Below are 21,753 nucleotides of genomic sequence, written 5' to 3'. Positions count from 1 at the left end.
CCCCTGCCCCGCTCACCGGTACTCCGACAGCCTGCGGCCGATGCCGAGCACCGCGCCCGCCGCGCCGAGGACCGCGAGCACGGCCGCGCCGACGGGCAGGCCCGTCATCGCGCCCTTGCCGTCCTGCGCGGCCTGCTGGAACTCGCGCTGCTCGTGCGCGAGCGCCGTGTCCAGGGCGGCGTCCACATTGTCGAAGGACTCGCCCGTCGACTCGCCCTTGGTGCTCTCGGAGCCGATGACCTTGTCGAGCGCGGCCTCGTAGGAGCCCGCGTCGTCGCTGGCGCGGGCCGACTTGTGCCGGGCCTTCCACTCGGTCACGTTGTCCACCGCGGCCGCGACCGGGCGCTGCCCCGCGCCGTCGTCGGCGAGCCGGGCCGCCCGCGCGAGCAGCCCGGACCCGCCCGCGAGCCGCCTCATCTGCTCCTGGTAGGCGGTGTCGAACGCGTCCTTGCCGTCCTCGGTCGTCTCCGCGCCCCTGCTGACCAGGGTCAGGTTCTCGTTGCCCCGGGCCTTGAGGGAGCTGATCCGGGCGTCGTTGAGGACGGTCAGGGACCGAACGCCGTCGTCGTACGAGGTGCTGAGGCCGGAGCGGGCCACGGTGTGGCCGACGACGAGCCACAGCAGGACGACGGCGGCGGCCGTGCTGGCGGCGAGGAGGCCCGCGTTGAACACCCGGTTCGTCCGCCGGTAGTTGCGGCGCTGGGCCCACACGAGCGCGGCCAGGGCGAGGGCGCCGAGGGCCAGCGAGGCCCACGGGTAGGGCTCGGCGTCGGCGTAGTCGTCGTCCAGGCGCTGGTTCTCGGCCTTGTAGAGCTTCTCCGCGGCGGGCAGCATGCGGGTCTGCATGGTGTCGTTGGCGTACCGCAGATAGGCGCCGCCGAGAGGCAGGCCCTGGCGGTTGTTGGCGCGGGCCCGCTCGATCAGGGACGCGTACCGGGGCAGCAGCTTGTTGAGCGCGCTGATCGCCGCGGCCGACGAGCCGTTGCCGCCGGTGCCCGCGTTCGCCGCGGCCGTGGCCAGCTTCTCGCTGGCCCGCTCGATGTCCCGCTGGTAGCGCTCCCTTATGTTCGCGGGCTCCTGGCCGCCGCCCAGGAAGCCGGTCGAGGCGGCCGTGTTGGCGTCCGCGAGGGAGCGGTAGATCGCGGCGGCGTCCGCGCTCAGCGGCTGGCTGCGGTGCAGCACGCGGTCCGCGGCGTCCGCGCGCGACGTCGTCTCCCAGGTGGTGACCGCGCCGAACGCCAGGACCAGGGCGGCGAGGACCGCGCCGATGACGCGGAGCCTGCCCGGCTCCGTGGTGGCCGCCTTGCGCAGGCGCTTGACGCCCTCCGCCCAGGCGGACTCCCGCGCGGGGGCCTTGGGCGGCGGCTCCGGCACAGCGGCGGGCGCCGCGGCGGGCCGCGCCGCGGGCGGTGCCTCGGGTGCTGCTGGCGGGTGTGTCACCTGGGCCTCGACCTCCCCCTCGGTCATCGGGCGTGGCACCGCCGTCTCTTCCTGGACCCCGGGCCCCGGGCAGGAAGTGGTGCTCGGCCGCAAGTATCGCCGTCGGGGCGGGGATCCGCACGGGGCTTGCCTCGATCTTGTGCGGATTGCGGTGGGCCGCGCACTTTGGAACACGCGCTCGACCGCGCTCCGGTTCCCTTCCGCACCGCCGCCGCGGCGGGATCTCTCCCACCGCCCCCACCCGTGACACCCAACGAGCCGGTCGGGCCCCGACCTGGCGGCCTGCGCGCCGTCGTTCGGCGGTCAGTCGAACGACGGCGTGCGGCGGGCCCAACCAGCCCGTCCGGCGTTTGAGGACAAGCGCGGTAGCGCGGTGCTTTGAGCCGGGGTCAGAAGGCGTAGTGGTGGCGGAGGCGGGCGTACGCGGAGGGCGGGGCCGCCGTGGTGTCCAGGGCGAGGAGGGCCGCGCCCAGGACGGGGGGTTCGGTGACCACGCGGGGCACGGCCTTGGGCGCGCGCTCGGCGAGCCGGGAGCGGACGCCGTCGTCCAGAAGGCGGTGGCGCGCGGCCAGCACGCTGCCGCCCAGGAGCACGGGCGCCTCCTCCTCCAGGAGGTCGAGGCGGGCGAGCGCCACCGCGGCCATGGCGACGATCTCCTCCGCCATCCGCTCCACCAGCGCCCGCGCGACCGCGTCACCCGCGGCGGCCGTGGCGAACAGCACGGGCGTCAGCTCGTGCTGGCGCACCGCCTCGACGCGGCCCAGGTGCAGCGCCTCGATGAGCGCGTACATGGAGTCGAGCCCGAAGTGCGCGGGCAGGTCCCGCATCAGCGCGGTGGGTCCGCCGCGCCCGTCCTCGGCGCGGGCGGCGTGCCACAGGGCCTCCTGGGCGAGCCCGCCGCCCCCGCCCCAGTCGCCGGAGATCTTGCCGATGGCGGGGAAGCGGGCGGTGCGCCCGTCGGGCAGCATGCCCACGCAGTTGACGCCCGCGCCGCACACCACGGCGACGCCGCGCGGCTCCGCGTCCTCCAGGAGGCCCGCGCGCAGCACCGCGAAGGTGTCGTTGCGCACGTCGACGGTCCCGCCCCAGCCGCGGCGGCGCAGCGCGTCGGCGAGCTCCCGCTCCTCGACCGGGAGGTCGGCGTTGGCCAGGCAGGCCGAGACGTGGCCGACGGACGTCGGGCCCGCTTCCCGCAGGGCCCGGCCCACGGCGTCCGCGAGGACGTCCACGGCCGTCTCGACGCCGTCCTGCGGGGGCCGGAATCCGCCGCCGCGGGCCGTGCCGACGACGCTGCCGTCGGCCGCGACCACCGCGACGTCGGTCTTGCTGTTGCCCGCGTCGATGGCGAGCACGGAACTCAGGCCCACGCCAGGTGCTCCCGGTTGTGCGCGACGAGCTTGTCGGTGAGCTGCTCCGCGTACGCGTACTGGCCGACCAGCGGGTGGGCGAGCAGCGCCTTGAAGACGCGGTCGCGGCCGCCGTGCAGGGCCGCGTGCAGCGCCAGGTCCTCGTACGCGGTGACGCTCGCGATCAGGCCGGAGAAGAGCGGGTCGAGCGACGGGACGGCCAGCGGGGTGGCGCCCTCCTTGCCGACCGAGGCCTGGACCTCGATGACCGCGTCGTCGGGGAGGAAGGGGAGCGTGCCGTTGTTGTAGGTGTTGACCACCTGGTACGGGCTGCCGCCACCACCCAGGAGGGACGCCGCGAGGTCCACGGCCGCCTCCGAGTAGAAGGCGCCGCCGCGCTTGGCGAGCAGCTCCGGCTTCTCGTCCAGGGCCGGGTCGCCGTACATCGCCAGCAACTGCCGTTCCATCTCCGCGACTTCGGCCGCCCGCGAGGGCTTGGTGGCCAGCTCCCGCACGACCTCGTCGTGCTGGTAGAAGTAGCGCAGGTAGTAGGAGGGGACGACGCCGAGGCGGTCCACCAGGGTCTGCGGCATGCGCAGGTCGGCCGCGATGGCCTCGCCGTGCTCGGCGAGGAGGCCCGGCAGGACGTTCTCGCCCTCGGGGCCGCCGAGCCGGACGCCGAGCTCCCAGGTCAGGTGGTTCAGGCCCACGTGGTCCAGGTGCACCCGCGCCGGGTCCACGCCCAGGTGCGCGGCGAACTTCCGCTGGAAGCCGATCGCCACGTTGCACAGGCCGACGGCCTTGTGCCCGGCCTGGAGCAGCGCGCGGGTGACGATGCCGACGGGGTTGGTGAAGTCGATGATCCAGGCGTTCGGGTTGGTGCGGCGCACGCGCTCGGCGATGTCCAGGACCACCGGGACGGTGCGCAGCGCCTTGGCCAGGCCGCCCGCTCCGGTCGTCTCCTGGCCGACGCAGCCGCACTCCAGGGGCCAGGTCTCGTCCTGCTGGCGGGCGGCCTGGCCGCCGACGCGCAGCTGGAGCAGGACCGCGTCGGCGTCGGCGACGCCCGCGTCCACGTCGGACGTGGTGACGATCCGGCCCGGGTGGCCCTGCTTGGCGAAGATGCGCCGGGCGAGGCCGCCGACGAGTTCGAGGCGCTCCGCCGCCGGGTCGACGAGGACGAGCTCCTCGATCGGCAGGGTGTCCCTCAACCGCGCGAAGCCGTCGATGAGTTCGGGTGTGTAGGTCGAGCCTCCGCCGACCACTGCGAGCTTCATTGCTGATTCAGCCCTTTACTCCGGTGAGGGTGACGCCTTCCACGAAGGCCTTTTGTGCGAAGAAGAAGATGACGATGACCGGAGCCATGACAAGGAGCGTCGCCGCCATGGTCATGTTCCAGTTCACCATGTGGGCGCTCTTGAAGGACTCCAGGCCGTAGCTCAGCGTCCACGAGCCCGGGTCCTGCGCCGCGTAGATCTGCGGGCCGAAGTAGTCGTTCCAGCAGTAGAAGAACTGGAAGAGCGCGATCGCCGCGATGCCCGGCTTGGCCATCGGCACGATGATCGTCAGGAGCGTCCTGAACTCGCCGCAGCCGTCGACGCGCGCCGACTCGATGTACTCCTTGGGGATGGTCAGGAGGAACTGGCGGAGCAGGAAGATCGAGTACGCGTCGCCGAACGCCATCGGGATGATCAGCGGCCACAGCGTGCCGGACAGGTGGAACTGCTGGGCCCACACCAGGTACATCGGGATCACGATGACCTGCGGCGGCAGCATCATCGTGGAGATGACGAGCAGCATCGCGGTGCGGCGGCCGCGGAAGCGGAACTTGGCGAGCGCGTACGCGACGGGGATCGCCGAGCACACGGTGAAGAGCGTGCCGAGGCCCGCGTACAGCAGGGAGTTGCGCCACCAGGTGAGGAAGCCGTCGGTCTCGAAGACGGTCTTGTAGTTCTCCCAGTGCCAGGAGGACGGCCACAGGTCGCCGCTCATCGCCTGGGAGTCGCTCATCACGGACGTCAGGAAGACGAAGACGAACGGCAGGAGGAAGAGCAGCGCGACGGCGATCGCCACGCTGTGCACGGCGATCCAGTGCAGGATCCGCTTGCGGCGGGCACGGACGGCCGCGGGGTCGCGCCGCCCCGCGGGCGCGGCGGCCTTCGAGGGCGCGGGCGCGCTGAGGGTCGTGGAAGTCATGGGGATCAGTCCTCCGCCGAGAGCAGGCCCGAGCGCTTGCGCATGAGCAGCAGGGTCGCGGCCATGGCGATGGCGAAGAGCACGAGCGAGAGCACGCACGCCGCGCCGGTGTTGAAGTTCTGGAAGCCCATCGAGTAGACGAGCTGGGGGACCGTGAGCGTGGAGTGGTCGGGGTAGCCGGGCTGGATCACCGAGCCGGGCCCGATGTTGACGCCGGAGGCGATCTTCCCGGCGACCAGGGCCTGCGTGTAGTACTGCATGGTCTGCACGATCCCGGTGACCACGGCGAACATCACGATCGGTGTGATCGAGGGCCAGGTGACGTACCGGAACTTCGCCCAGGAGCCCGCTCCGTCGAGCTCCGCGGCCTCGTACTGCTCCTTGGGGACGTCGAGCAGCGCGGCCATGAAGATCACCATCAGGTCGCCGATGCCCCACAGGGACAGCATCACCAGGGACGGCTTGGCCCAGTTCGGGTCGTTGAACCAGGTGGGCGCGTCGATGCCGACCTTGGACAGGATCTCGTTGACCGGACCCGTGCCCGGGTTGAGCAGGAAGACGAAGGCGACGGTGGCCGCCACCGGCGGGGCCAGATAGGGGATGTAGAACGCGGTGCGGAAGAACCCGACCCCGCTCTTGATCTTCGTCACGAGCAGCCCGAGCGAGAGCCCGAAGAGCACGCGCAGGGCCACCATCACGACGACCAGCCACAGCGTGTTCCACAGGGCCGGGCCGAAGAGCGGCATCTGCTCGAACACGTACCGCCAGTTCTTCAGGCCCACGAACGTGGGCTCCTTGATCTGGTTGTAGTGCATGAACGAGAAGTAGACGGTGGCGATCAGCGGGTACGCGAAGAAGACGCTGAAGCCGATCAGCCAGGGGGAGAGGAAGCCGAGCACGCGCAGTCTGCGGCGCGTCGGGGGTGAGAGTGTTGCCATGGCGGGGCCCTCCTCAGTTCTCTGACTGGAGGTTGTCGGCGTCGATCTGGTCGTCGAGTTCCTTCAGGCCCTCGCGCAGGTTCTTCTCGTGGCCCGCCTCGACCCCGTACGAGTAGTCCCCGAACGAGTTGACGTAGGAGTTGCCGTTGGTGGTCGGCGGCAGGGCCTGGCTGTGCTTGCTCCGCAGGATCTTGAAGAAGGTGCGGAACGTCGGATCGGCGTCCAGCTTCGGCGACTTGAGGGCCGCGAACGTCGAGGGCACGTTGTGGATGGCGTTGGCGAGGTCCACGACCTGGCCGGTGTCGGCGGTCAGGAAGCGCACCAGCTCCCAGGCCGCGTTCTGGTGCTTGCTGCTGTGCGCGATGCCCGCGACGGTGCCCGTGATGAAGCCGCGGCCGTAGGTGTCGGCCTGGTCGTCGGGCACCGGAAGGGGCGCGACGTCCCAGTTGAACTTGGCCTTGGCGTCCTTCAGCATCAGGCCGCGCCACTCGCCGTCCAGGAGCATGGCGAGCTTCTGGGTGAGGAAGGCGTTCTGGCTGGACATCTCGTCGCCGAAGGTCAGGCGGAACTTCTCCAGGTCTCCGAAGCCGCCCTGCGCGTCGATCAGCGCGTTCGTCGTCTTGTAGTAGTCGTACGAGGCGGGTTCCTTCGCCAGCCGCGACTTGCCGTCGGCGTCGAAGTAGCGCGGGCCCCACTGCGCGAAGAGGCGGTCCGGGCTGCCCTGGTACAGGCGGAAGTTGGGCATGTAGCCGACCCGCTTGTACGAGTCCTTGCCGCTGCGCACGGTCAGCTTCTTGGCCGTGGCCTTCAGCTCCGACATGGTGCGCGGCGGGTGCGCGATGCCCGCCTCCTCGAAGAGGTCCTTGTTGTAGTACATGCCGAACGCGTCCGCGAGGAGCGGCAGCGCGCACTGGGTGCCCTGGTAGCTCGTGTAGTCGAGGAGGGTCTTGGGGAACGTCTTCTTCTTGTCGAGGCCGGTCTTCTTCATGAAGGGGTCGAGGTCGACCCACATGCCGGAGTCGCAGTACTGGCCGACGTTGTTGGTGGTGAAGGAGACCACCACGTCGGGGGCCTCGCCGCCGCCCGCCCTGAGGGCCTGGTTGATGGTGGCGTCGGTGACGTTGCCGGTCGCCTTCACATCGATGTTCGGGTGCAGCTTCTCGAACCGCTCGATGCTCTCGTCGATCGCCTTGACCTCGCCGGGCGCCGACCAGCCGTGCCAGAACTTGAGCGTCACGGGCTTGGTCGGATCGTCGTCGTCGCTGCCGGTGCTCGGGTTGGCGCAGCCGGACAGGAGCAGTCCGGCGGCGGCGAGCACGACCGGCACGCGTGCGCGTATGCGCCATCGCGGCATGGCGGACTTCCTTTGCGGGAGGGAGGAGAGGGAGGAGAGGGAGGGAGAAGGGGGAGGGAGCGGACGGGGGAGTGCGGGGTCCGGCGCGGCTCAGGCCGTGTCGAAGAGGGTGTCGCGGGCCTGGGTGAGGGCCGTGCGCAGGGCGCCGGTGAGGATCGGGTCCCCGTCGAGCTCGCTGATGCGCAGCAGGGGGCGGGGCAGCGCCAGGCCGGTCAGCTCGGCCTCGACGCGCAGGCGCAGCTCCTCGCCGCCCGCCTGCGGCACCTGGCCGGACAGGACGACGAGCTCGGGGTCGACGACCGCCACGACCGCGGCGAGGGCGGTGGCGATGTGACCGGCCAGCTCGTCGCGCACGGCGGGGTCGGCGAGGGCGTCGGCGAGCGGCTTGCCCCCGGCCCGCCTGCGGACCACGGAGCCGGAGACGAGGCTCTCGAAGCCGCCCCGGTAGGAGCCGGGCGTCGACTCGGGGCCGCGCAGGAGCGGGGCGCCCGGCACCGGCATGTAGCCGATCTCGCCCGCGCCGCCGGTCGCGCCGCGCAGCAGGGTGCCGCCGAGGACGATCGCGGCGCCCACGCCCTCGTCGAGCCAGGCGAGCACGAAGTCGTCGTGGTCCTGGGCCGCGCCCTCGTACTGCTCGGCGATGGCGGCGAGGTTCACGTCGTTCTCGATGGTGACCGGGGTGCCGAGCACCTCGGCGAGCTCGGCGCGCAGGGTGCGCGAGTGCCAGCCGGGCAGATGCGGGGCGTAGCGGAGCCGGCCGTCGTGCGGGTCGATGGCGCCGGGCGTGCCGATGACGGTGGCGCGCAGGTCGTCGTGGCCGAGCCCGGCCTGGGCGAGCGCCCCGTCCACGGCCTCGGCGACGAGCTGGGCGGTGCGGTGGCGCACGTCCTCGGCGATGGCGTCGGCCTCGATGCGGAAGCGGCCCACCTCGCGCCCGGTGATGTCGGCGACCAGGGCGGTCAGCCCGGTGGGGTCGGCGGACAGGGCGGCGACGCTGCCCGCGCCGGGGTCGATCTCGTACAGGACGGCGTTGGGTCCGGGGCGGCCGCTCTGGCGGCCGGTGGTGCGGACCAGGCCCGCGCTCTCCAGGCGGCTGAGCAGCTGCGAGGTGGTGGGCTTGGACAGGCCGGTGAGCTCGCCGATGCGGGTGCGGGTGAGCGGCCCGTGGGCGGCGAGCAGGTCGAGCGCGGCGCGGTCGTTCATGGCGCGGAGCACGCGGGGCGTGCCCGGAACACCGGGCGACCCGTTGGACGGGGTGGTTCCGGCCATCGCTGACGACACCTGCCCTTCGGCGACCTGCCCCCCTACGTCACTGTTAGGAAGGCTTCCTATTGGTTGCGAGGAACGTAAGCCGCCGTGAAGGGCCCGTCAAGAGTGGGCGGCGCGGGGGCAACCAACTCGTTACCTGCGGAAGATCCACCGGGGCGCACGTACGGGCCGGGGACGCCGAAGGGGGCGCCCGGCCGGTGCTGGGCGCCCCCAGGGGCGGATGCGAAGGTGTCCGAAAACAGCCCGAGGGGCTCCCGCGGCGGAGCCCGACGGCTACTTCGACAGGTTCGTCGGAGGCGGTATCGGCGACGCCGTCAGCGACTGCGGGGACGTCGTCGAGGCGTACGCGGACGGCGCCGCCATGCCCGCCGTCGGGTCGGCGGCGGGCGCCTCCTCCAGCGGCAGCGGCAGGCCGCCCACGATGCGGATGCCCTCCTCGTCGAAGGCCCGCTTGATGCGCCAGCGCAGCTCGCGCTCCACGCCGAGCGACTTGCCGGGCATCGTCTTCGCCGAGACCCGCACCACCATCTGGTCGAGCAGCACGCTGTCCAGGCCGAGCACCTCGACCGGACCCCACAGCTGCTCGTTCCAGGGCTCGTCCTTGCCGATCCGCTCGCCGACCTCGCCGAGCACCCGCTTGACCTTGTCCAGGTCCTCGTCCGAGCGCACGGTCACGTCGACCCCGGCGGTCGACCAGCCCTGGGAGAGGTTGCCGATGCGCTTGACCTCGCCGTTGCGCACGTACCAGATCTCACCGGCGTCGCCGCGCAGCTTGGTGACGCGCAGGCCCACCTCGACGACCTCGCCGGAGGCCACCCCGGCGTCGATGGAGTCACCCACGCCGTACTGGTCCTCCAGGATCATGAAGACGCCGGAGAGGAAGTCGGTGACCAGGTTGCGCGCGCCGAAGCCGATCGCGACGCCCGCCACACCGGCCGAGGCGAGCAGCGGCGCGAGGTTGATCTCGAAGGTGCTGAGCACCATCAGCGCGGCCGTGCCCAGGATCAGGAACGACGCCACCGAGCGCAGCACGGACCCGATGGCCTGCGACCGCTGCCGCCGCCGCTCCACATTGACCAGGAGCCCGCCGAGCGCGGTGCCGTCCACGGCCTGCGCCGTGCGGTTCATCCGGTCTATGAACTTGGTGATGGTGCGCCGTACGAGCACTCTGAGGACCATCGCGATCACGACGATCAGCAGGATGCGGAGCCCGATGGCGAGCCACGTCGACCAGTTCTCCTCGACCCAGCTCGCGGCGTTCTGAGCGCTCTCGTGCGCGTCGTCGAGCGTGACGGGCTTCGGCGTCTTCGTCGGGTCCGGGTCCGTCCCGGCGGCCGAGAGCACGGACAGGAACACGGCGGGTACCTCCAGGCATAGCGGTCTGCCCAGGAGATGCGCCGGGCAGACCCACCACACTAACGGGGCATTGTGTGGGGATCGTTGTCATGTTCGAAGGCGGCGGGGTGATCACCCGGTGACCAGCGGCAGCTCAGCCGTGGGAACACGTGTCATCAGCGGTGCCGGAGGGATGTGGTTGAAAACACTTCAAGGCCGTTACCGGGACATGGTGGCGCTACGACCAGGCATGAGGGGAAACTGGTCCACAGATCGTCCCGGCGCGAGCCACGCGCCGCCGGCGTACAAGGAGGCCTCCGTGCCGCATGTCCTGGTCCTCAACGCGTCGTACGAGCCCCTTGGCGTCGTACCGCTCCGCCGCGCGCTCATCCTCGTCCTGGAGAACAAGGCACTCTGCCTCGAGGAGTCCGGCGCCTTCATGCACAGCGCGACCCGCACCATCCCCGCACCCAGCGTGGTCCGGCTCAAGCGGTTCGTGCGGGTCCCTTACCGGGGGCCCGTTCCTCTGACGCGACGTGCGCTGTTCGCCCGTGACGGCGGCCGGTGCATGTACTGCGGTGGCGTCGCAACCAGCGTCGACCACGTCATTCCGCGCAGCCGCGGCGGCCAGCACGTCTGGGACAACGTGGTGGCGTCCTGCCGCCGCTGCAACCACGTGAAGGCCGACCGGCACCTGATGGAGCTGGGCTGGCGCCTGCGCCACAAGCCCGCCCCGCCCACAGGTCTCGCCTGGCGCATCATCGGCACCGGGCATAGGGACCCGCGCTGGCTGCCGTACCTGCAGCCGTTCGGCGCGGACGACGCGATGGCCCGGATCGACGGCATCTCCGCCTAGGGGACCGGATCGGTTCGGGCCTTTGTCGTAGCCGCGACGACGCACGGCCAGGATGTGCGGCGTCGCGGCTACGACAGCATCGCGGCCACGGCCACGGCCCGATCCACGGCCACGGCCACGGCACGGAGCACGGGCGCGGCCCACGGGCACGAGTCACGGGCGTGGGCCGGGCCCGGGGCCCCAGTCCGCCGCCCCCCGCTCGGCCACGGCGTAGGCCTCCACCGACCACAGCGAGTAGCCGAAGCGCGTCGCCCGCCGGTCGCCCTGCACCCGGACGAAGCGGGTGCCCGGCGCGTCCATGCGCACCGACTCGACCCCGCCGCGCCCGTCCCGCACGGTGGCGGCCGTGCGCCACGTCCTGCCGTCGGCCGACGTCTGGATCCGGTACGCGGCGGCGTACGCGTCCTGCCAGCGCAGCACCACCCGGCCCAGCCGCACCGGACCGGCCAGCTCCAGCTGCCACCAGGCGCCGTCCTCGGCCGGGGAGGACCAGCGGGTGGCGGCGTCGCCGTCGAGGGCCGCCGCGGCCGGGAAGCGCGCCGTCTCGTCGCCCGAGGACGACGCCCGCGCCCCGCGTGCCAGGTCCGGGCCGCCGGTGCGGGGAAAGGCCCGCACCGCCACCGTCCGCGTCCCGCCCGCGAAGGACACCGGGATCTCGTACGTCCCCGCGCGCGTGCCCGCGGGGACGCGCACGTCGAGCGGCACCTCGACCCGGGTGCCGCGGGGCAGCGCCGTCGCCTCCGGGACGCGCACCTGGATGCCCCCGGGCGCCCGCGCCTCGAGGTGCCCGTGCACGGGGCCGGGGCGGCGCGGGAGCAGCCGCGCCGTCAGCCGTACGGGGGCGCCGCCGATCTCCGCGTCCGCCTCGGCGCGGGCCAGTGTCAGCCGGGCCGCGGGGCCGTCGGCGAACCAGGGCGCCAGGTGCAAGACCGTTCCGCCGGACGCGGTGACCCGTACGGCGTCGGCGCGCAGGCCCGGCTCCGGGCGGGCCTCGGTGAACCCGGAGGCGGAGAGCCCGGCGAGGCGGCGCCAGCCCGCGCCCGGCACGTGGGCCTCCAGCGCGCCCCGGGTGCCGGGGTCCGTCAGGGCCGTCACGGCGGCCAGCGCCCGGGCCCGGCCCCAGCGGGCCTCGGGCCCGTCCGCCGCGTGCGCCCCGTCGAGCCCCGCCCACCGCCCGTACGCCCGCTCGACGCGGTCCAGGAACGGGTCCAGGACGCCCGCGCCGACGGTCACGCCGCCGGTCCGCAGCTCCGCGCGGAGCCCGTGCAGGGCCCGGGCCGCGCGCCAGGCGGTGGCGCCGTCGTCGCGGGCGGTCGCCGACAGCAGGGCGACGGCCGTCTCGCCCGCCGCGCCGTAGCGCGCCAGCTGTGCGGCCCAGGGCGCCACCTCGCGCCCCACCTCCGTCCCGGCGAGGTGCCCGGGCGCCGCGCGCATGACGGCGAAGGCGGACCCCAGCGCGTGGGCCGCGGCCTCGGCACGGCCCTGCTCGGGCGTCGTGCGGGCCGCCCAGAACGCCCGCAGCAGGGGCCGCAGGTACGCCGACTCCTCGGCGCCGAGGACGGACGAGGCGGCGTTGCCCGCGAGGGCCCGCAGCGCGCCGCGCGCCCGCGCGTCCCCGCCCGCCAGGTCGTCGATCGCCGCGAGCCAGGACGCGTGGGGCCGGTAGCCGCGCGGGTTCCAGGCGTAGTCGGCGGCCGTGAACAGCGGGATGCGGGACGCGGCGGGCTGCTCCATGGCGTTGCCGAGCAGGCCCGCCGAGCCCTGCGCCACGGCGGGCTCGCGGCCCGTGCAGGGGCCGAGGAAGACGCGGTCCCGCGCGAAGTCGTTCACCGGGTAGTTGTCCATCGTCACGAGCGGATGCGCGCCGAACGCCTCGCGCGCGTCCGCCAGTTCACGGCCCGTGATGGTGCGCGGCACGACGCCCACACCCGTCCACGCCACCTCCACCCCGCCGTCCAGGTGCCGCGCGAGGGCGTCGCGGTACGCGGTCGAGCCGTCCTGGAAGTACTCCGTCGGCATCAGGGACAGCGGCCCCGCCCCGGGGTACCGGGCGGCGAGGTGCCGGGACAGGGCGTTCGCGACCCGCGCCTGCGCCCGCGCCGCGGCGCGGGGGCCCGAGCCGAAGGCGTCCGCGTCCTCGGCGCAGTGCCACTCGCTGTAGCTCACGTCCTGGAACTGGAGCTGGAAGGCGCGGAAGCCCAGTGCCCACATGGCGTCCACCTTGCGGGCGAGGTCCCGCACGTCCCGGCCCGACGACAGGCACATGCCCTGGCCGGGGGCGACCGCCCAGGCGAGCGTCACGTGGTTGCGGGCGGCCCGCTCGGCGAGCGCGCGGAACCCGGCGCGCTGCGCCGCCGGGTACGGCTCGCGCCAGCGGGCCTGGCGGTACAGGTCGTCGCCCGGCGCGTACAGATACCGGTTCTGCTTCGTCCGGCCCATGAAGTCCAGCTGGGCCAGGCGCTGTTCGCGCGTCCACGGCGTGCCGTAGAAGCCCTCCGTTAGGCCGCGCACCGGGGCCGCGGGCCAGTCGTGGACGCGGACGCCGGGGATCAGCCGGGCCTGGACGTCCGTCAGTTGCCGCAGCGTCTGCACCGCGTGGAAGAGGCCGTCCGGGCCGACGCCGTCCAGGGCCACCGTGCCCCGGCCCGCGACCTCGCCCACGGCCAGGCGGTAGCCGCCCGGGGGCAGGCCGGCGCGGGGCCGGGCGCCGAGCGCGCGCAGCGCCTCGGCCGCGCCGGTGCCTCCCGCGCGGATCACCAGGTGCGTGCCGGGCGGGGGCGGGGTGCCGTCGCGCACCTCGGTGAACCGCCGTGCGCCCGCGTCGCGCAGGAGGCCGCGCAGGACGTCCAGGGCGTGCGGGTCGGCGTCCCCGTCGGTGACCAGGGCGACCCCGTCGCCGACGGGGACCGGGGCGGTGGCCGTGGGCTCCAGGTGGTGGGGGCGGGGCCACACCTGTGGGGGGCCGGTCGTCGTCTGCTCGTTCTCCGTACGGGGGTCGCCCGGGGGCGGTGGGGCGGCGAGGGCCGGTTCCGTGAGGGCGGTGGTGGTGCCCAGGGTGCTCGCGATGACGGCTGCGGCGATGGCGGCCGCGCCCTTCCTGCCGCGCAGTTGCACGGCCCCCTCCTCGTCACTGTCGTCGCACGAACGGTCACGTAGAGCACTGAGCCCACCATTGCCGCGGGGCGGGTGTCAACGCGGGGGCCCGGCCCTCGCGGGGCGCCCCTGGCCCGCCCCTTCCCGATCCCGGGGGCTCCGCCCCCCGCGCCCCCCGTCTGTCGGCGCTTCGCGCCTCGTCCTCAAACGCCGGACGGGCTGGATCGCGGCCGGGTTCGGGGAAGCCCCCGGCGGGGTCGCTGTGACCAGCGTCACCTTCGCGGGTCGTTTGCGTCTGTGGTGCGGCGCAGTGGGTATGCCCCCGGGAACCGAAGCCCGCGAAATCCCTCGCGCATCCACGCCCACCCGCGAAACAAGGAGCGTCCCGTGCCCCCTTCGGCGAATCTTCTCCCGTCCGGCCTCCCCCCGGAGGTCTCGCACCCGGACTCAGGACTCGAAGGATCCTGCTCCTGCGGCTGCCTGGAGCCGCCCCTGACCAGCGAGCCCCCGCTCGCCGACGCCGCGCCGCTGACCAGTGAGCCGCCGCTCACCGACGCCGCGCCCCTCACCAGCGAGCCGACCTCCACGGGCACGGCCGCGGGCCTGGACCCGGCCGGGATCTAGGGCGCGGGGTGACCCTGGCCCGGCTCGCCGCCCTGTACGGCGTGGCCGCCTCGTACTCCCCGTCCCCGGGCCGCACGGTCCAGGCCTCCGACGCGGCGCTCGTCGCCGCGCTCGCCGCACTCGACGTCGACGCGCGTACGCCGGACGCGGTGGTCGCGGCCCTCGCGGAGCGCGAACGGGCCCTGCGGGAAAGGCTGTTGCCCCCGACCGTGGTCCTCTGGCGCGCGGCGGAGGAGTTGCCGGAGGAAGGGGCCGCCCCCAAGCCCCTGAGCGCGCTGCCCGCCCGCACCCGCCTCCACCTCCGTACCGAGCAGGGCGACACGCTCACCTGGGACGCCCCGTCACCGCCCCCGCCCCTGCCGCTGGGTGCCCACCGGCTGCGCGCCACCACTCCGGACGGGGCCGTCGCCGAGGCGCACCTCCTCGTCGCCCCGAGCCGCGCGCCCGGGCCGCGCGCGCGGGCGTACGGCTTCCTCGTCCAGCTGTACTCGCTGCTGAGCCGCCGCTCCTGGGGCATGGGCGACCTGGGGGACCTGGCGGAGCTCGCCGCGTGGGCGGGCCGCTCGGTGGGCGCGGGCTTCGTCCAGGTGAACCCGTTGCACGCGGCGGTGCCCGCGCCGCCCGGCGGTAGCAGCGACCCCTCGCCGTACCGGCCCTCCTCGCGCCGCTTCCCCGACCCCGTGCACGTACGGGTGGAGGACGTACCGGAGTTCGCCCGGCTGCGCGGCGCGGCGCGGCAGCGGGCGGGCGCCCTGCTCGAACGCGGCGACGGGCTGCGGCGCGCGGTGCTGCGGGACGGGTGCCTCATCGACCGCGACGCGGTGTGGGCGGCCAAGGCCGAGGCGCTCGAACTGGCCGCGCGGGTGCCGCTCGGCCCCGGCCGCTGCGCCGCGTACAGCGACTTCCTCGCCGAGCGCGGCGAGGCCCTGGAGGCGCACGCCACCTGGTGCGCGCTCGCCGAGCGGCACGGACCCGACTGGCACGCCTGGCCCGCGCCCCTGCGCGACCCGGACAGCCGCGAAACCGCCCGCGCCCGTGCCGAGTTGATGGACCGCGTCGACTTCCACGAGCGCCTCGCCTGGTACGTCGACGAGCAACTGGCCGCGGCGCAGCGGGCCGCGCGGGACGCGGGCATGGGCATCGGCCTCGTCCACGACCTGGCGGTGGGCGTGCACCCGGACGGCGCCGACGCCTGGGCGCAGCGGCGCTGCTTCGCGGCGGGCATGTCGACGGGCGCGCCCCCGGACGCCTTCAACGCCCGCGGCCAGGACTGGAACCTGCCCCCGTGGCGGCCCGACCGGCTCGCGGAGTCGGGGTACGCGCCGTTCCGCGAGCTCCTGCGCGCGGCGCTGCGGCACGCGGGCGCGGTGCGCGTCGACCATGTGATGGGCCTGTTCCGGCTGTGGTGGGTGCCCGAGGGACGCCCGCCCACGGAGGGCACGTACGTGCGGTACGACGCCGAGGCGATGCTCGCCGCCCTCGTCCTGGAGGCGCACCGCGCGGACGCGCTCGTCATCGGCGAGGACCTCGGTACCGTCGAGCCGGGCGTGCGCGACGCGCTGCGCGAGCGCGGGGTGCTCGGCACGTCGGTGCTCTGGTTCGAGCGGGACTGGGCGACCGAGGAGCCCGGCTCCGGCGGGTCGGGCAAGGTGCTGCCGCCCGGGGAGTGGCGCGCGGACTGCCTCGCCACCGCCACCACCCACGACCTGCCGTCCACGGCGGCCCGCGTCACCGGCGAGCACGTCACGCTCCGCCACGACCTGGGCCTGCTGACCCGGCCGCTGGCCGCCGAGCGCGCCGAAGCCGCGGCCGAGGTGCGCGAATGGCTGGCGCTCGCCGCCCGGCTCGGGCTGCTGCGCGGTGGCGCCGGGCACGAGGAGGACGAGGTGCGCGCGGTACACCGGTTGCTGCTCGCGACCCCGGCCCGGCTGATCGGGGTCTGGCTGCCGGACGGGGTCGGGGACCGCCGCCCGCAGAACCTGCCGGGCACCCTGGACGCGTATCCGAACTGGCGGCTGCCCATCGCCGACGCCGCCGGGCGCCCGGTGTCCCTGGAGGACCTGACGGCGTCGCCCCGGCTGCACGCGCTGCTCGACGTCTTCCGGGAGTTCCGGGGCGCCCGCGCCGGCGGGGCCTGCCGGGGCCCGGGCGCGGTCCCCTGATGGCACCCCGGGCGCGCGGCCCGCGGAGCCGTTCGCTAGTTTGGCATCGTGGACAAGAAGAACGCCCTGCGCGCCGGTGCCGTTGCCACCGGTACGACGCTGATGATGCTGCTCATGTCGTCCCCCGCGCTCGCGCTCACCCGCGACGACGGCGACGACCCGGCTCCCAAGCTGAGCGTGGCGGAGACGCTCGGGCTGTACGTGGCGGCACCGATCGTCCTCTTCCTGGTGATCGCGGGTCTGGTCATGGTGGGTGACAAGTCCCGCAAGCAGCAGAAGCAGGGCTGATCCGCCCCCCTTTTCTGACGTCGAGGGCGCCCCTCGGCGGCGTACGCGTTCCGCGTGCACGCCGCCGGAGGGCGCCCTCGTGCGTGTTCAGGCGGGCGCGGCGCCCGCGAGCAGCTTCCTGAGCAGGCCGGCGAGCTGGGCCGTCTCCTTCTCGTCGAGCCCGGCGGCGCCGAGCGCCGCGCGCTGCGCCTCGAGACCGGCCACGACGGCCCGGTCGACGAGCTCGCGCCCCGCGTCGGTCAGCGTGACCTGGAGTCCGCGCCGGTCGTTCGGATCGGGCGAGCGGCGCAGCAGGCCCGCCCGCTCCAGCTTGTCGAGGCGCCCCGTCATGCCGCCGGTGGTCAGCATCAGCGTGGCGGAGAGCTGCCGGGGCGAGAGCGTGTACGGCTCGCCGTGCCGGCGCAGCGTGGCGATGACGTCGAACTCGCCCCGGGTGGTGCCCACTTCGCGGTAGGCCTTCTCGACGCGGTCGCCGACCGCCTGCGCCACGCGGTACACGCGGCCGTAGATCTCCATGGGGGTCGTCTCCAGTTCGGGCCTGACCGAGGCCCACTGATCGATGATCGCGTCGACGGCGTCGGCGTCGACGTGCGGAGTGTCCGGGGAGTGCATGGGGGAAGTATCGGTCCCCACTCCAGAAGCTTGCAAGTAAGCAGATTCAAGCTAAGTGAATTTTCGCTAAGTGGGTTGACGTTAAGTAGCTTGCGGCTAAGCTAATCACCACCAAGCTTCCACTCCGGCCTGTCGGGCCGCCGAGAGAGGTGTGCCATGAACCGCGCCGCCACGATCCTGCTCACCGCCTACGCCCCCATCACCTGGGGCTCCACCTACTTCGTCACCACGGAGTTCCTGCCGGCGGACCGGCCCCTGTTCACGGCCATGATGCGGGCGCTGCCCGCCGGACTCCTGCTGCTCCTGCTGGCCAGACGGCTGCCGAAGGGGGTGTGGTGGGGGAAGGCGGCGGTCCTCGGGGCGCTGAACATCGGGGCCTTCTTCCCCCTCCTGTTCCTCTCCGCCTACCGCCTGCCCGGTGGCATGGCCGCCGTCGTCGGCTCCGTCGGGCCGCTGTTCGTCGCCGGGCTCTCGGCTCTTGTCCTCAGCGAGCGCCCGACCGTCCGCACGCTGCTCACCGGGATCGCGGCCGCGTTCGGCGTCAGCCTCGTGGTCCTCAAGGCCGCCGGGAGCCTGGACGCGATCGGTCTGCTCGCGGCGGTGGCGTCCACCGCGTCGATGTCCACGGGCACCGTGCTCACCAAGCGCTGGGGCCGCCCCGAGGGCGTGGGCCCGCTGGCCCTGACGAGCTGGCAGCTGACCATGGGCGGCCTGCTCATCGCGCCGCTCGCCTTCTTCATCGAGGGCGCGCCGCCCGCGCTCGACGGCCGGAACGTCGCGGGCTACGTGTACCTCTCCATCGCCGGTACGGCCGTCGCCTACTGGCTGTGGTTCCGCGGCTTCAGCCGCCTCAGCGCGACGCAGGTCAGCCTGCTCGGACCGCTCTCGCCGCTGACGGCGGCGGTCATCGGCTGGGCGGCGCTCGGCCAGTCGCTGACGGCGGTGCAGGTGGCGGGCATGGCGCTCGCGTTCGCGGCGACGCTGTTCGGTCAGCTCAAGCCCCGCGAGAAGGCGGAGCCGGCCGGGGCGCGCACGGTGGCGGGAGTGCCCGCCGCCGCCGGATCGTTCAGCTCGGCTTCAAAGAACGGTCGGAAAGATTCGATGGACCTGAGCGGTTCGGCGGTGCGACGGTAGTCCGGCGAACGAACGCACCCACCGCCCCGGACCCGGGGAGAGAGGCGAGGGACATCAGTGGCGACGCCCCTGGACCGGACCGCCGAGCCGAGCGCGAAGGGCCCGGAGGGCAGGGAGGGCAGGGAGGGCGCGGGGGATGCAGGGGGCGCGGGGGACGCGGAGGGCGCGAGGGATGCGGGGGGCGCGGAGGGCACGGAAGACGCAGGGGACGTGAAGGACGCGGAGGACGCGGAGGACGCGGAGGACGCAGGGGACGTGGAGGGCGCGAGGGGCGCGGGAAGCGCACGGGCCGACCGGGCCGACCAGGACGACTGGTCGGCCCGGTCGGCCGTTGTCGGCGGCCTCGGCGCCGGGCTCGGGCTCGCGCTGCTCGCGACCGTGGTCTGGTCGGGCAGCTTCGTCACGTCCCGCGCCCTCGCCGACAGCGTGCCGCCCGTCCAGCACGCCTTCTGGCGCTGGCTGATCGCCGTCACGGCGGTCGCGCCCTTCGCGCTCCGCCGGACCTGGCGCCGACGGGCCGTCCTGCGCCGTCACTTCGGCTACCTCCTCGCCGCCTCCTTCCTCGGCGTCGCCCTCTACAACACCCTGGTCAACCAGGCGGGCGTCACCACCACCGCGGGCAACATGGGCATGATCATGGCCGCGTCGCCGGTGCTGATGGCCTGCTACGAACGCCTCGGCGGGGCCCGGCTCGGCGCCCGCCGCACCACCGGCATGCTGATCGCCTGCGCCGGGGTGCTGCTCCTGGTCAGCAAGGGCTCCCTCACCCTCGACCTCGCCCCCGGCGACCTGTGGGTGATCGGCGGCGCCCTCGCCTTCGGCTCCTACAGCGCGCTGCTGCGGCGCAGGCCCCCGGAGCTCGGCGGACTGCCCTTCCTCTTCGCGACGTTCGTGCTCGGCACGCTGATGCTGCTGCCCGCGTACGCCGTCAGCCTCACGGCCCAGGGCGGCTTCACCCCGACACCGGCCACGGTGACGCCGCTGCTCTACGTGGGCGTCGTCTCCTCGGCCGTCGCCTTCTTCGCCTGGAACAAGGCCATCGCCCTGATCGGCGCGGCCCGCGCCGGAGTCGTCTACTACCTCCAGCCCGTCTGCGTGGCGCTGCTGTCCTTCGCCCTGCTCGGCGAGGGGATGAGCCGGCCGCGGGCGGCGTGCATGGGCCTGATCCTCGGCGGCGTGGTGCTCGGCTCGACGGCGGGCCGCGGGCGGTCGCTCAGCTCGTGAGCCGGTCCTTGAGGGCGTACCCGCCGTCGACGACCGCCGCGTCGGCGGCCGGTGCCATGCACCGGGTGAGCCTCGGCCTGCCCTTGGCCGTGGCGCCGCTCAGACCGATGCGGGCGGTGTCCCGCGCGGCGTTCTTCCCGTCACCGCCGGGGACGTAGAAGCTGACGCCCATACGGGTGTGCCGGTCGAGGGCGGTGCGCCAGGGGTGGCCGGGGCTGGTGCGCACGAGGATGCCGGTGACCGTGGCGGTCGGACCGCCCGTGGTCAGGCAGTCCACCTTGAAGTCGCCCCACAGCGTGCGCGCGGGCTTGCCGTCGCGGGCGGGGTAGCTGTGCTGGATGCGGAACGTGCCCGTGGTCCGGCTCGGCCGGAAGGGCCGGTCCGCGGGGAAGACGGCCTCGGCGTCGACCTTGATCCGGACGTCCTCGCTCCTGACCGGATAGTCCATGCGTCCCTCGCCCTTGAGCACGGAGGTCACGACCGGGGGTTTCGCGGTGGCGGGCCGCGGCTCGGCGCCCGACGGCCCGGCGAGGGCCGCGGGCACGGCCACCGCGGTGGCGAGGGCGGCCAGGGCGGTGGCGCGGAGGGCGTTCTTGAACACGGCTGCGGCTCCTGCGGGACGGGGGCGGGAGGGCGCGCCCGCCTGACTGTACGGGCGCGCCCGGCCGACGGGACGGGGCTCGCCCGGCCGGCGTGCTCCGATCCTCCCGGGCGGCGGGGGGCCTCGGCGTCGGTCCCCGGGCGGTACCGCCTCCGCCGCGCGGGGGAGACCGGCGGGGCCGCGGGTACGTTGGCCGCATGAGTGAGTGGGACATCAAGAAGCTGCGGATCCTGCGCGCGCTGCGGGACCACGGCACGGTGACGGCGGCCGCCGGGGCGCTCAGCATGACGCCGTCCGCCGTGTCCCAGCAGCTGTCCAACCTCGCCCGGCAGCTGGACGTCCCCCTCCTCGAAGCGCAGGGGCGGCGGGTGCGGCTCACCGACGCCGCGCACCTCGTGCTGCGGCACGCCGAGGCGGTCTTCGCCCAACTGGAGCGGGCCGACGCGGAGTTGGCCGCGCACGCGCGGGGCGACGCGGGGGAGGTGCGGGTCGGGGCCTTCTCCACGGCGGTGCCCGCGCTCGTGGTGCCCGCCATACGGGCCCTGCGGGAGGCCAGGCCCGGCGTCTTCGTACGGGTCAGGGAGGCCGAGGCGGCGCAGGCGTACGAGCTGCTCGCGGCGGGCGAGGTGGATCTGGCCCTGTCCCTCGCCGCGCACGCCCCGGCGCGGAGCGACCCCCGCTTCACCGGGGTCACCCTCTTCGCCGACCCGCTGGACGTCGCCCTGGCCGAGGGGCATCCGCTGGCCCGCAAGCGGGGGCTGCGGCTCGCCGACCTCGCCGACGAGCCGTGGATCTTCGGCGGGTCCGGCCCCTGGTCGGACATCACGCGGGCCGCGTGCGAGGCCGCGGGGTTCGTGCCGGAGCAGGCGCACAGTGCCGCGGGGTGGACGGCGATCCTGGCGCTGGTGGGGGCGGGGATGGGGGTGGCGCTGGTGCCGCGGATGGCGGGGGCCGCCGGGTGTGGGGGCGTGGTGACGCGGGGGCTCGGGGCGGAGCGGCCCTACCGCCACGTCGTGGCGGCGACCCGGCGGGGCGCGGGCCCCGCCGTGACCCACGTCCTCACCGCCCTCCACGCGGCGGCCCCGGCCTGAGCCCCTGTGCCAACGGCGGGGCGGCACCTGGGCCTCGGGCCCCAGCGGAACGGCCGGGCGGCACCTGGGCGCTGTGCCCACCCGTCCCGCCCTGCGGGACGATTGCCCACAGCGGCAAAGGCTGACGCGCCCGCCCACCCGTGCCGCCCCACGAAGGGACGGGGGAGCGGGGGCCCACCTGCCCACCCAC

18 protein-coding genes are annotated in these 21,753 nt (G+C 74.3%); 7 read left to right on the top strand and 11 right to left on the bottom strand.

Annotated elements, in window-relative coordinates; all coding sequences use genetic code 11:
* Window positions 1-12: 12 nt before the first annotated feature.
* The 8 genes from C9F11_RS15060 to C9F11_RS15020 form a co-directional block, all read right to left on the bottom strand.
* Window positions 13-1,467: a hypothetical protein gene (locus C9F11_RS15060; protein ID WP_249401741.1), complete on the bottom strand. Its 1,455-nt coding sequence runs from the start codon at window positions 1,465-1,467 to the stop codon at window positions 13-15.
* 362 nt (window positions 1,468-1,829) lie between these two features.
* Complete coding sequence (locus tag C9F11_RS15050) at window positions 1,830-2,807, bottom strand: BadF/BadG/BcrA/BcrD ATPase family protein (RefSeq protein ID WP_138959783.1); 978 nt, start codon at window positions 2,805-2,807, stop codon at window positions 1,830-1,832.
* Window positions 2,798-4,063: a 6-phospho-beta-glucosidase gene (locus tag C9F11_RS15045; protein ID WP_138959782.1), complete on the bottom strand. Its 1,266-nt coding sequence runs from the start codon at window positions 4,061-4,063 to the stop codon at window positions 2,798-2,800. Before C9F11_RS15045 ends, C9F11_RS15050 begins: the two co-directional genes overlap by 10 nt.
* Window positions 4,064-4,070: 7 nt before the next feature.
* The gene (locus C9F11_RS15040; protein ID WP_138959781.1) at window positions 4,071-4,982 is read right to left on the bottom strand and encodes a carbohydrate ABC transporter permease; all 912 of its coding nucleotides are present in this window, start codon (window positions 4,980-4,982) and stop codon (window positions 4,071-4,073) included.
* A 5-nt stretch (window positions 4,983-4,987) separates the two neighbouring features.
* Window positions 4,988-5,920: a sugar ABC transporter permease gene (locus C9F11_RS15035; RefSeq protein WP_138959780.1), complete on the bottom strand. Its 933-nt coding sequence runs from the start codon at window positions 5,918-5,920 to the stop codon at window positions 4,988-4,990.
* A 13-nt stretch (window positions 5,921-5,933) separates the two neighbouring features.
* Window positions 5,934-7,274: an ABC transporter substrate-binding protein gene (locus C9F11_RS15030; RefSeq protein WP_138959779.1), complete on the bottom strand. Its 1,341-nt coding sequence runs from the start codon at window positions 7,272-7,274 to the stop codon at window positions 5,934-5,936.
* Between the two features lie 90 nt (window positions 7,275-7,364).
* Complete coding sequence (locus tag C9F11_RS15025; protein WP_138959778.1) at window positions 7,365-8,543, bottom strand: ROK family transcriptional regulator; 1,179 nt, start codon at window positions 8,541-8,543, stop codon at window positions 7,365-7,367.
* 273 nt (window positions 8,544-8,816) lie between these two features.
* Window positions 8,817-9,899, bottom strand: coding sequence for a mechanosensitive ion channel family protein (locus C9F11_RS15020; RefSeq protein ID WP_138959777.1), 1,083 nt, complete (start codon window positions 9,897-9,899; stop codon window positions 8,817-8,819).
* 298 nt (window positions 9,900-10,197) lie between these two features.
* Between C9F11_RS15020 and C9F11_RS15015 the strand changes: the two genes are divergently transcribed.
* Window positions 10,198-10,734, top strand: coding sequence for an HNH endonuclease (locus C9F11_RS15015; RefSeq protein WP_138959776.1), 537 nt, complete (start codon window positions 10,198-10,200; stop codon window positions 10,732-10,734).
* A 153-nt stretch (window positions 10,735-10,887) separates the two neighbouring features.
* Here C9F11_RS15015 and C9F11_RS15010 read toward each other — a convergent pair whose 3' ends face one another.
* Complete coding sequence (locus tag C9F11_RS15010) at window positions 10,888-13,848, bottom strand: beta-N-acetylglucosaminidase domain-containing protein (protein ID WP_138959775.1); 2,961 nt, start codon at window positions 13,846-13,848, stop codon at window positions 10,888-10,890.
* Window positions 13,849-14,214: 366 nt separating this feature from the next.
* Between C9F11_RS15010 and C9F11_RS15005 the strand changes: the two genes are divergently transcribed.
* The 3 genes from C9F11_RS15005 to C9F11_RS14995 are packed head-to-tail and all read left to right on the top strand — an operon-like array spanning window position 14,215 to window position 16,901.
* Window positions 14,215-14,451, top strand: a complete 237-nt coding sequence (locus tag C9F11_RS15005) for a hypothetical protein (protein WP_138959774.1) — start codon at window positions 14,215-14,217, stop codon at window positions 14,449-14,451.
* Window positions 14,452-14,459: 8 nt separating this feature from the next.
* Window positions 14,460-16,613, top strand: a complete 2,154-nt coding sequence (gene malQ, locus C9F11_RS15000; RefSeq protein WP_138959773.1) for a 4-alpha-glucanotransferase — start codon at window positions 14,460-14,462, stop codon at window positions 16,611-16,613.
* Window positions 16,614-16,661: 48 nt separating this feature from the next.
* Window positions 16,662-16,901: a hypothetical protein gene (locus tag C9F11_RS14995; protein ID WP_138959772.1), complete on the top strand. Its 240-nt coding sequence runs from the start codon at window positions 16,662-16,664 to the stop codon at window positions 16,899-16,901.
* An 87-nt stretch (window positions 16,902-16,988) separates the two neighbouring features.
* Here C9F11_RS14995 and C9F11_RS14990 read toward each other — a convergent pair whose 3' ends face one another.
* Window positions 16,989-17,513, bottom strand: coding sequence for a MarR family transcriptional regulator (locus tag C9F11_RS14990; RefSeq protein ID WP_138959771.1), 525 nt, complete (start codon window positions 17,511-17,513; stop codon window positions 16,989-16,991).
* Between the two features lie 156 nt (window positions 17,514-17,669).
* Between C9F11_RS14990 and C9F11_RS14985 the strand changes: the two genes are divergently transcribed.
* Window positions 17,670-18,647, top strand: coding sequence for an EamA family transporter (locus C9F11_RS14985; RefSeq protein WP_138959770.1), 978 nt, complete (start codon window positions 17,670-17,672; stop codon window positions 18,645-18,647).
* 57 nt (window positions 18,648-18,704) lie between these two features.
* Window positions 18,705-19,871: a DMT family transporter gene (locus C9F11_RS14975; protein WP_346347274.1), complete on the top strand. Its 1,167-nt coding sequence runs from the start codon at window positions 18,705-18,707 to the stop codon at window positions 19,869-19,871.
* Here C9F11_RS14975 and C9F11_RS14970 read toward each other — a convergent pair.
* Window positions 19,861-20,472 carry a hypothetical protein gene (locus C9F11_RS14970; protein ID WP_138959768.1) on the bottom strand — a complete coding sequence of 204 codons (612 nt, stop codon included), beginning with the start codon at window positions 20,470-20,472 and terminating at the stop codon, window positions 19,861-19,863. The two genes, C9F11_RS14975 and C9F11_RS14970, sit on opposite strands and share 11 nt — an antisense overlap.
* A gap of 197 nt (window positions 20,473-20,669) precedes the next feature.
* Here C9F11_RS14970 and C9F11_RS14965 point away from each other — a divergent pair, with 197 nt between their 5' ends.
* Window positions 20,670-21,563 carry a LysR family transcriptional regulator gene (locus tag C9F11_RS14965; RefSeq protein WP_138959767.1) on the top strand — a complete coding sequence of 298 codons (894 nt, stop codon included), beginning with the start codon at window positions 20,670-20,672 and terminating at the stop codon, window positions 21,561-21,563.
* Window positions 21,564-21,753: the final 190 nt, after the last annotated feature.

It is taken from the genome of Streptomyces sp. YIM 121038 (assembly GCF_006088715.1).
In the GTDB taxonomy this organism is placed as follows: domain Bacteria; phylum Actinomycetota; class Actinomycetes; order Streptomycetales; family Streptomycetaceae; genus Streptomyces.
Note: the sequence above shows the minus strand (reverse complement) of the source record. Positions and strands in the feature narration are given on the sequence as shown.

Bases quoted from the DNA above. Each gene is read 5' to 3' on its own strand.
- C9F11_RS15060 (WP_249401741.1), bottom strand. From the start codon at position 1,467: ATGACCGAGGGGGAGGTCGAGGCCCAGGTGACACACCCGCCAGCAGCA.
- C9F11_RS15045 (WP_138959782.1), bottom strand. From the start codon at position 4,063: ATGAAGCTCGCAGTGGTCGGCGGAGGCTCGACCTACACACCCGAACTC.
- C9F11_RS14990 (WP_138959771.1), bottom strand. From the start codon at position 17,513: ATGCACTCCCCGGACACTCCGCACGTCGACGCCGACGCCGTCGACGCG.
- C9F11_RS15040 (WP_138959781.1), bottom strand. From the start codon at position 4,982: ATGACTTCCACGACCCTCAGCGCGCCCGCGCCCTCGAAGGCCGCCGCG.
- C9F11_RS14985 (WP_138959770.1), top strand. From the start codon at position 17,670: ATGAACCGCGCCGCCACGATCCTGCTCACCGCCTACGCCCCCATCACC.
- C9F11_RS15030 (WP_138959779.1), bottom strand. From the start codon at position 7,274: ATGCCGCGATGGCGCATACGCGCACGCGTGCCGGTCGTGCTCGCCGCC.
- C9F11_RS14965 (WP_138959767.1), top strand. From the start codon at position 20,670: ATGAGTGAGTGGGACATCAAGAAGCTGCGGATCCTGCGCGCGCTGCGG.
- C9F11_RS15025 (WP_138959778.1), bottom strand. From the start codon at position 8,543: ATGGCCGGAACCACCCCGTCCAACGGGTCGCCCGGTGTTCCGGGCACG.
- C9F11_RS15035 (WP_138959780.1), bottom strand. From the start codon at position 5,920: ATGGCAACACTCTCACCCCCGACGCGCCGCAGACTGCGCGTGCTCGGC.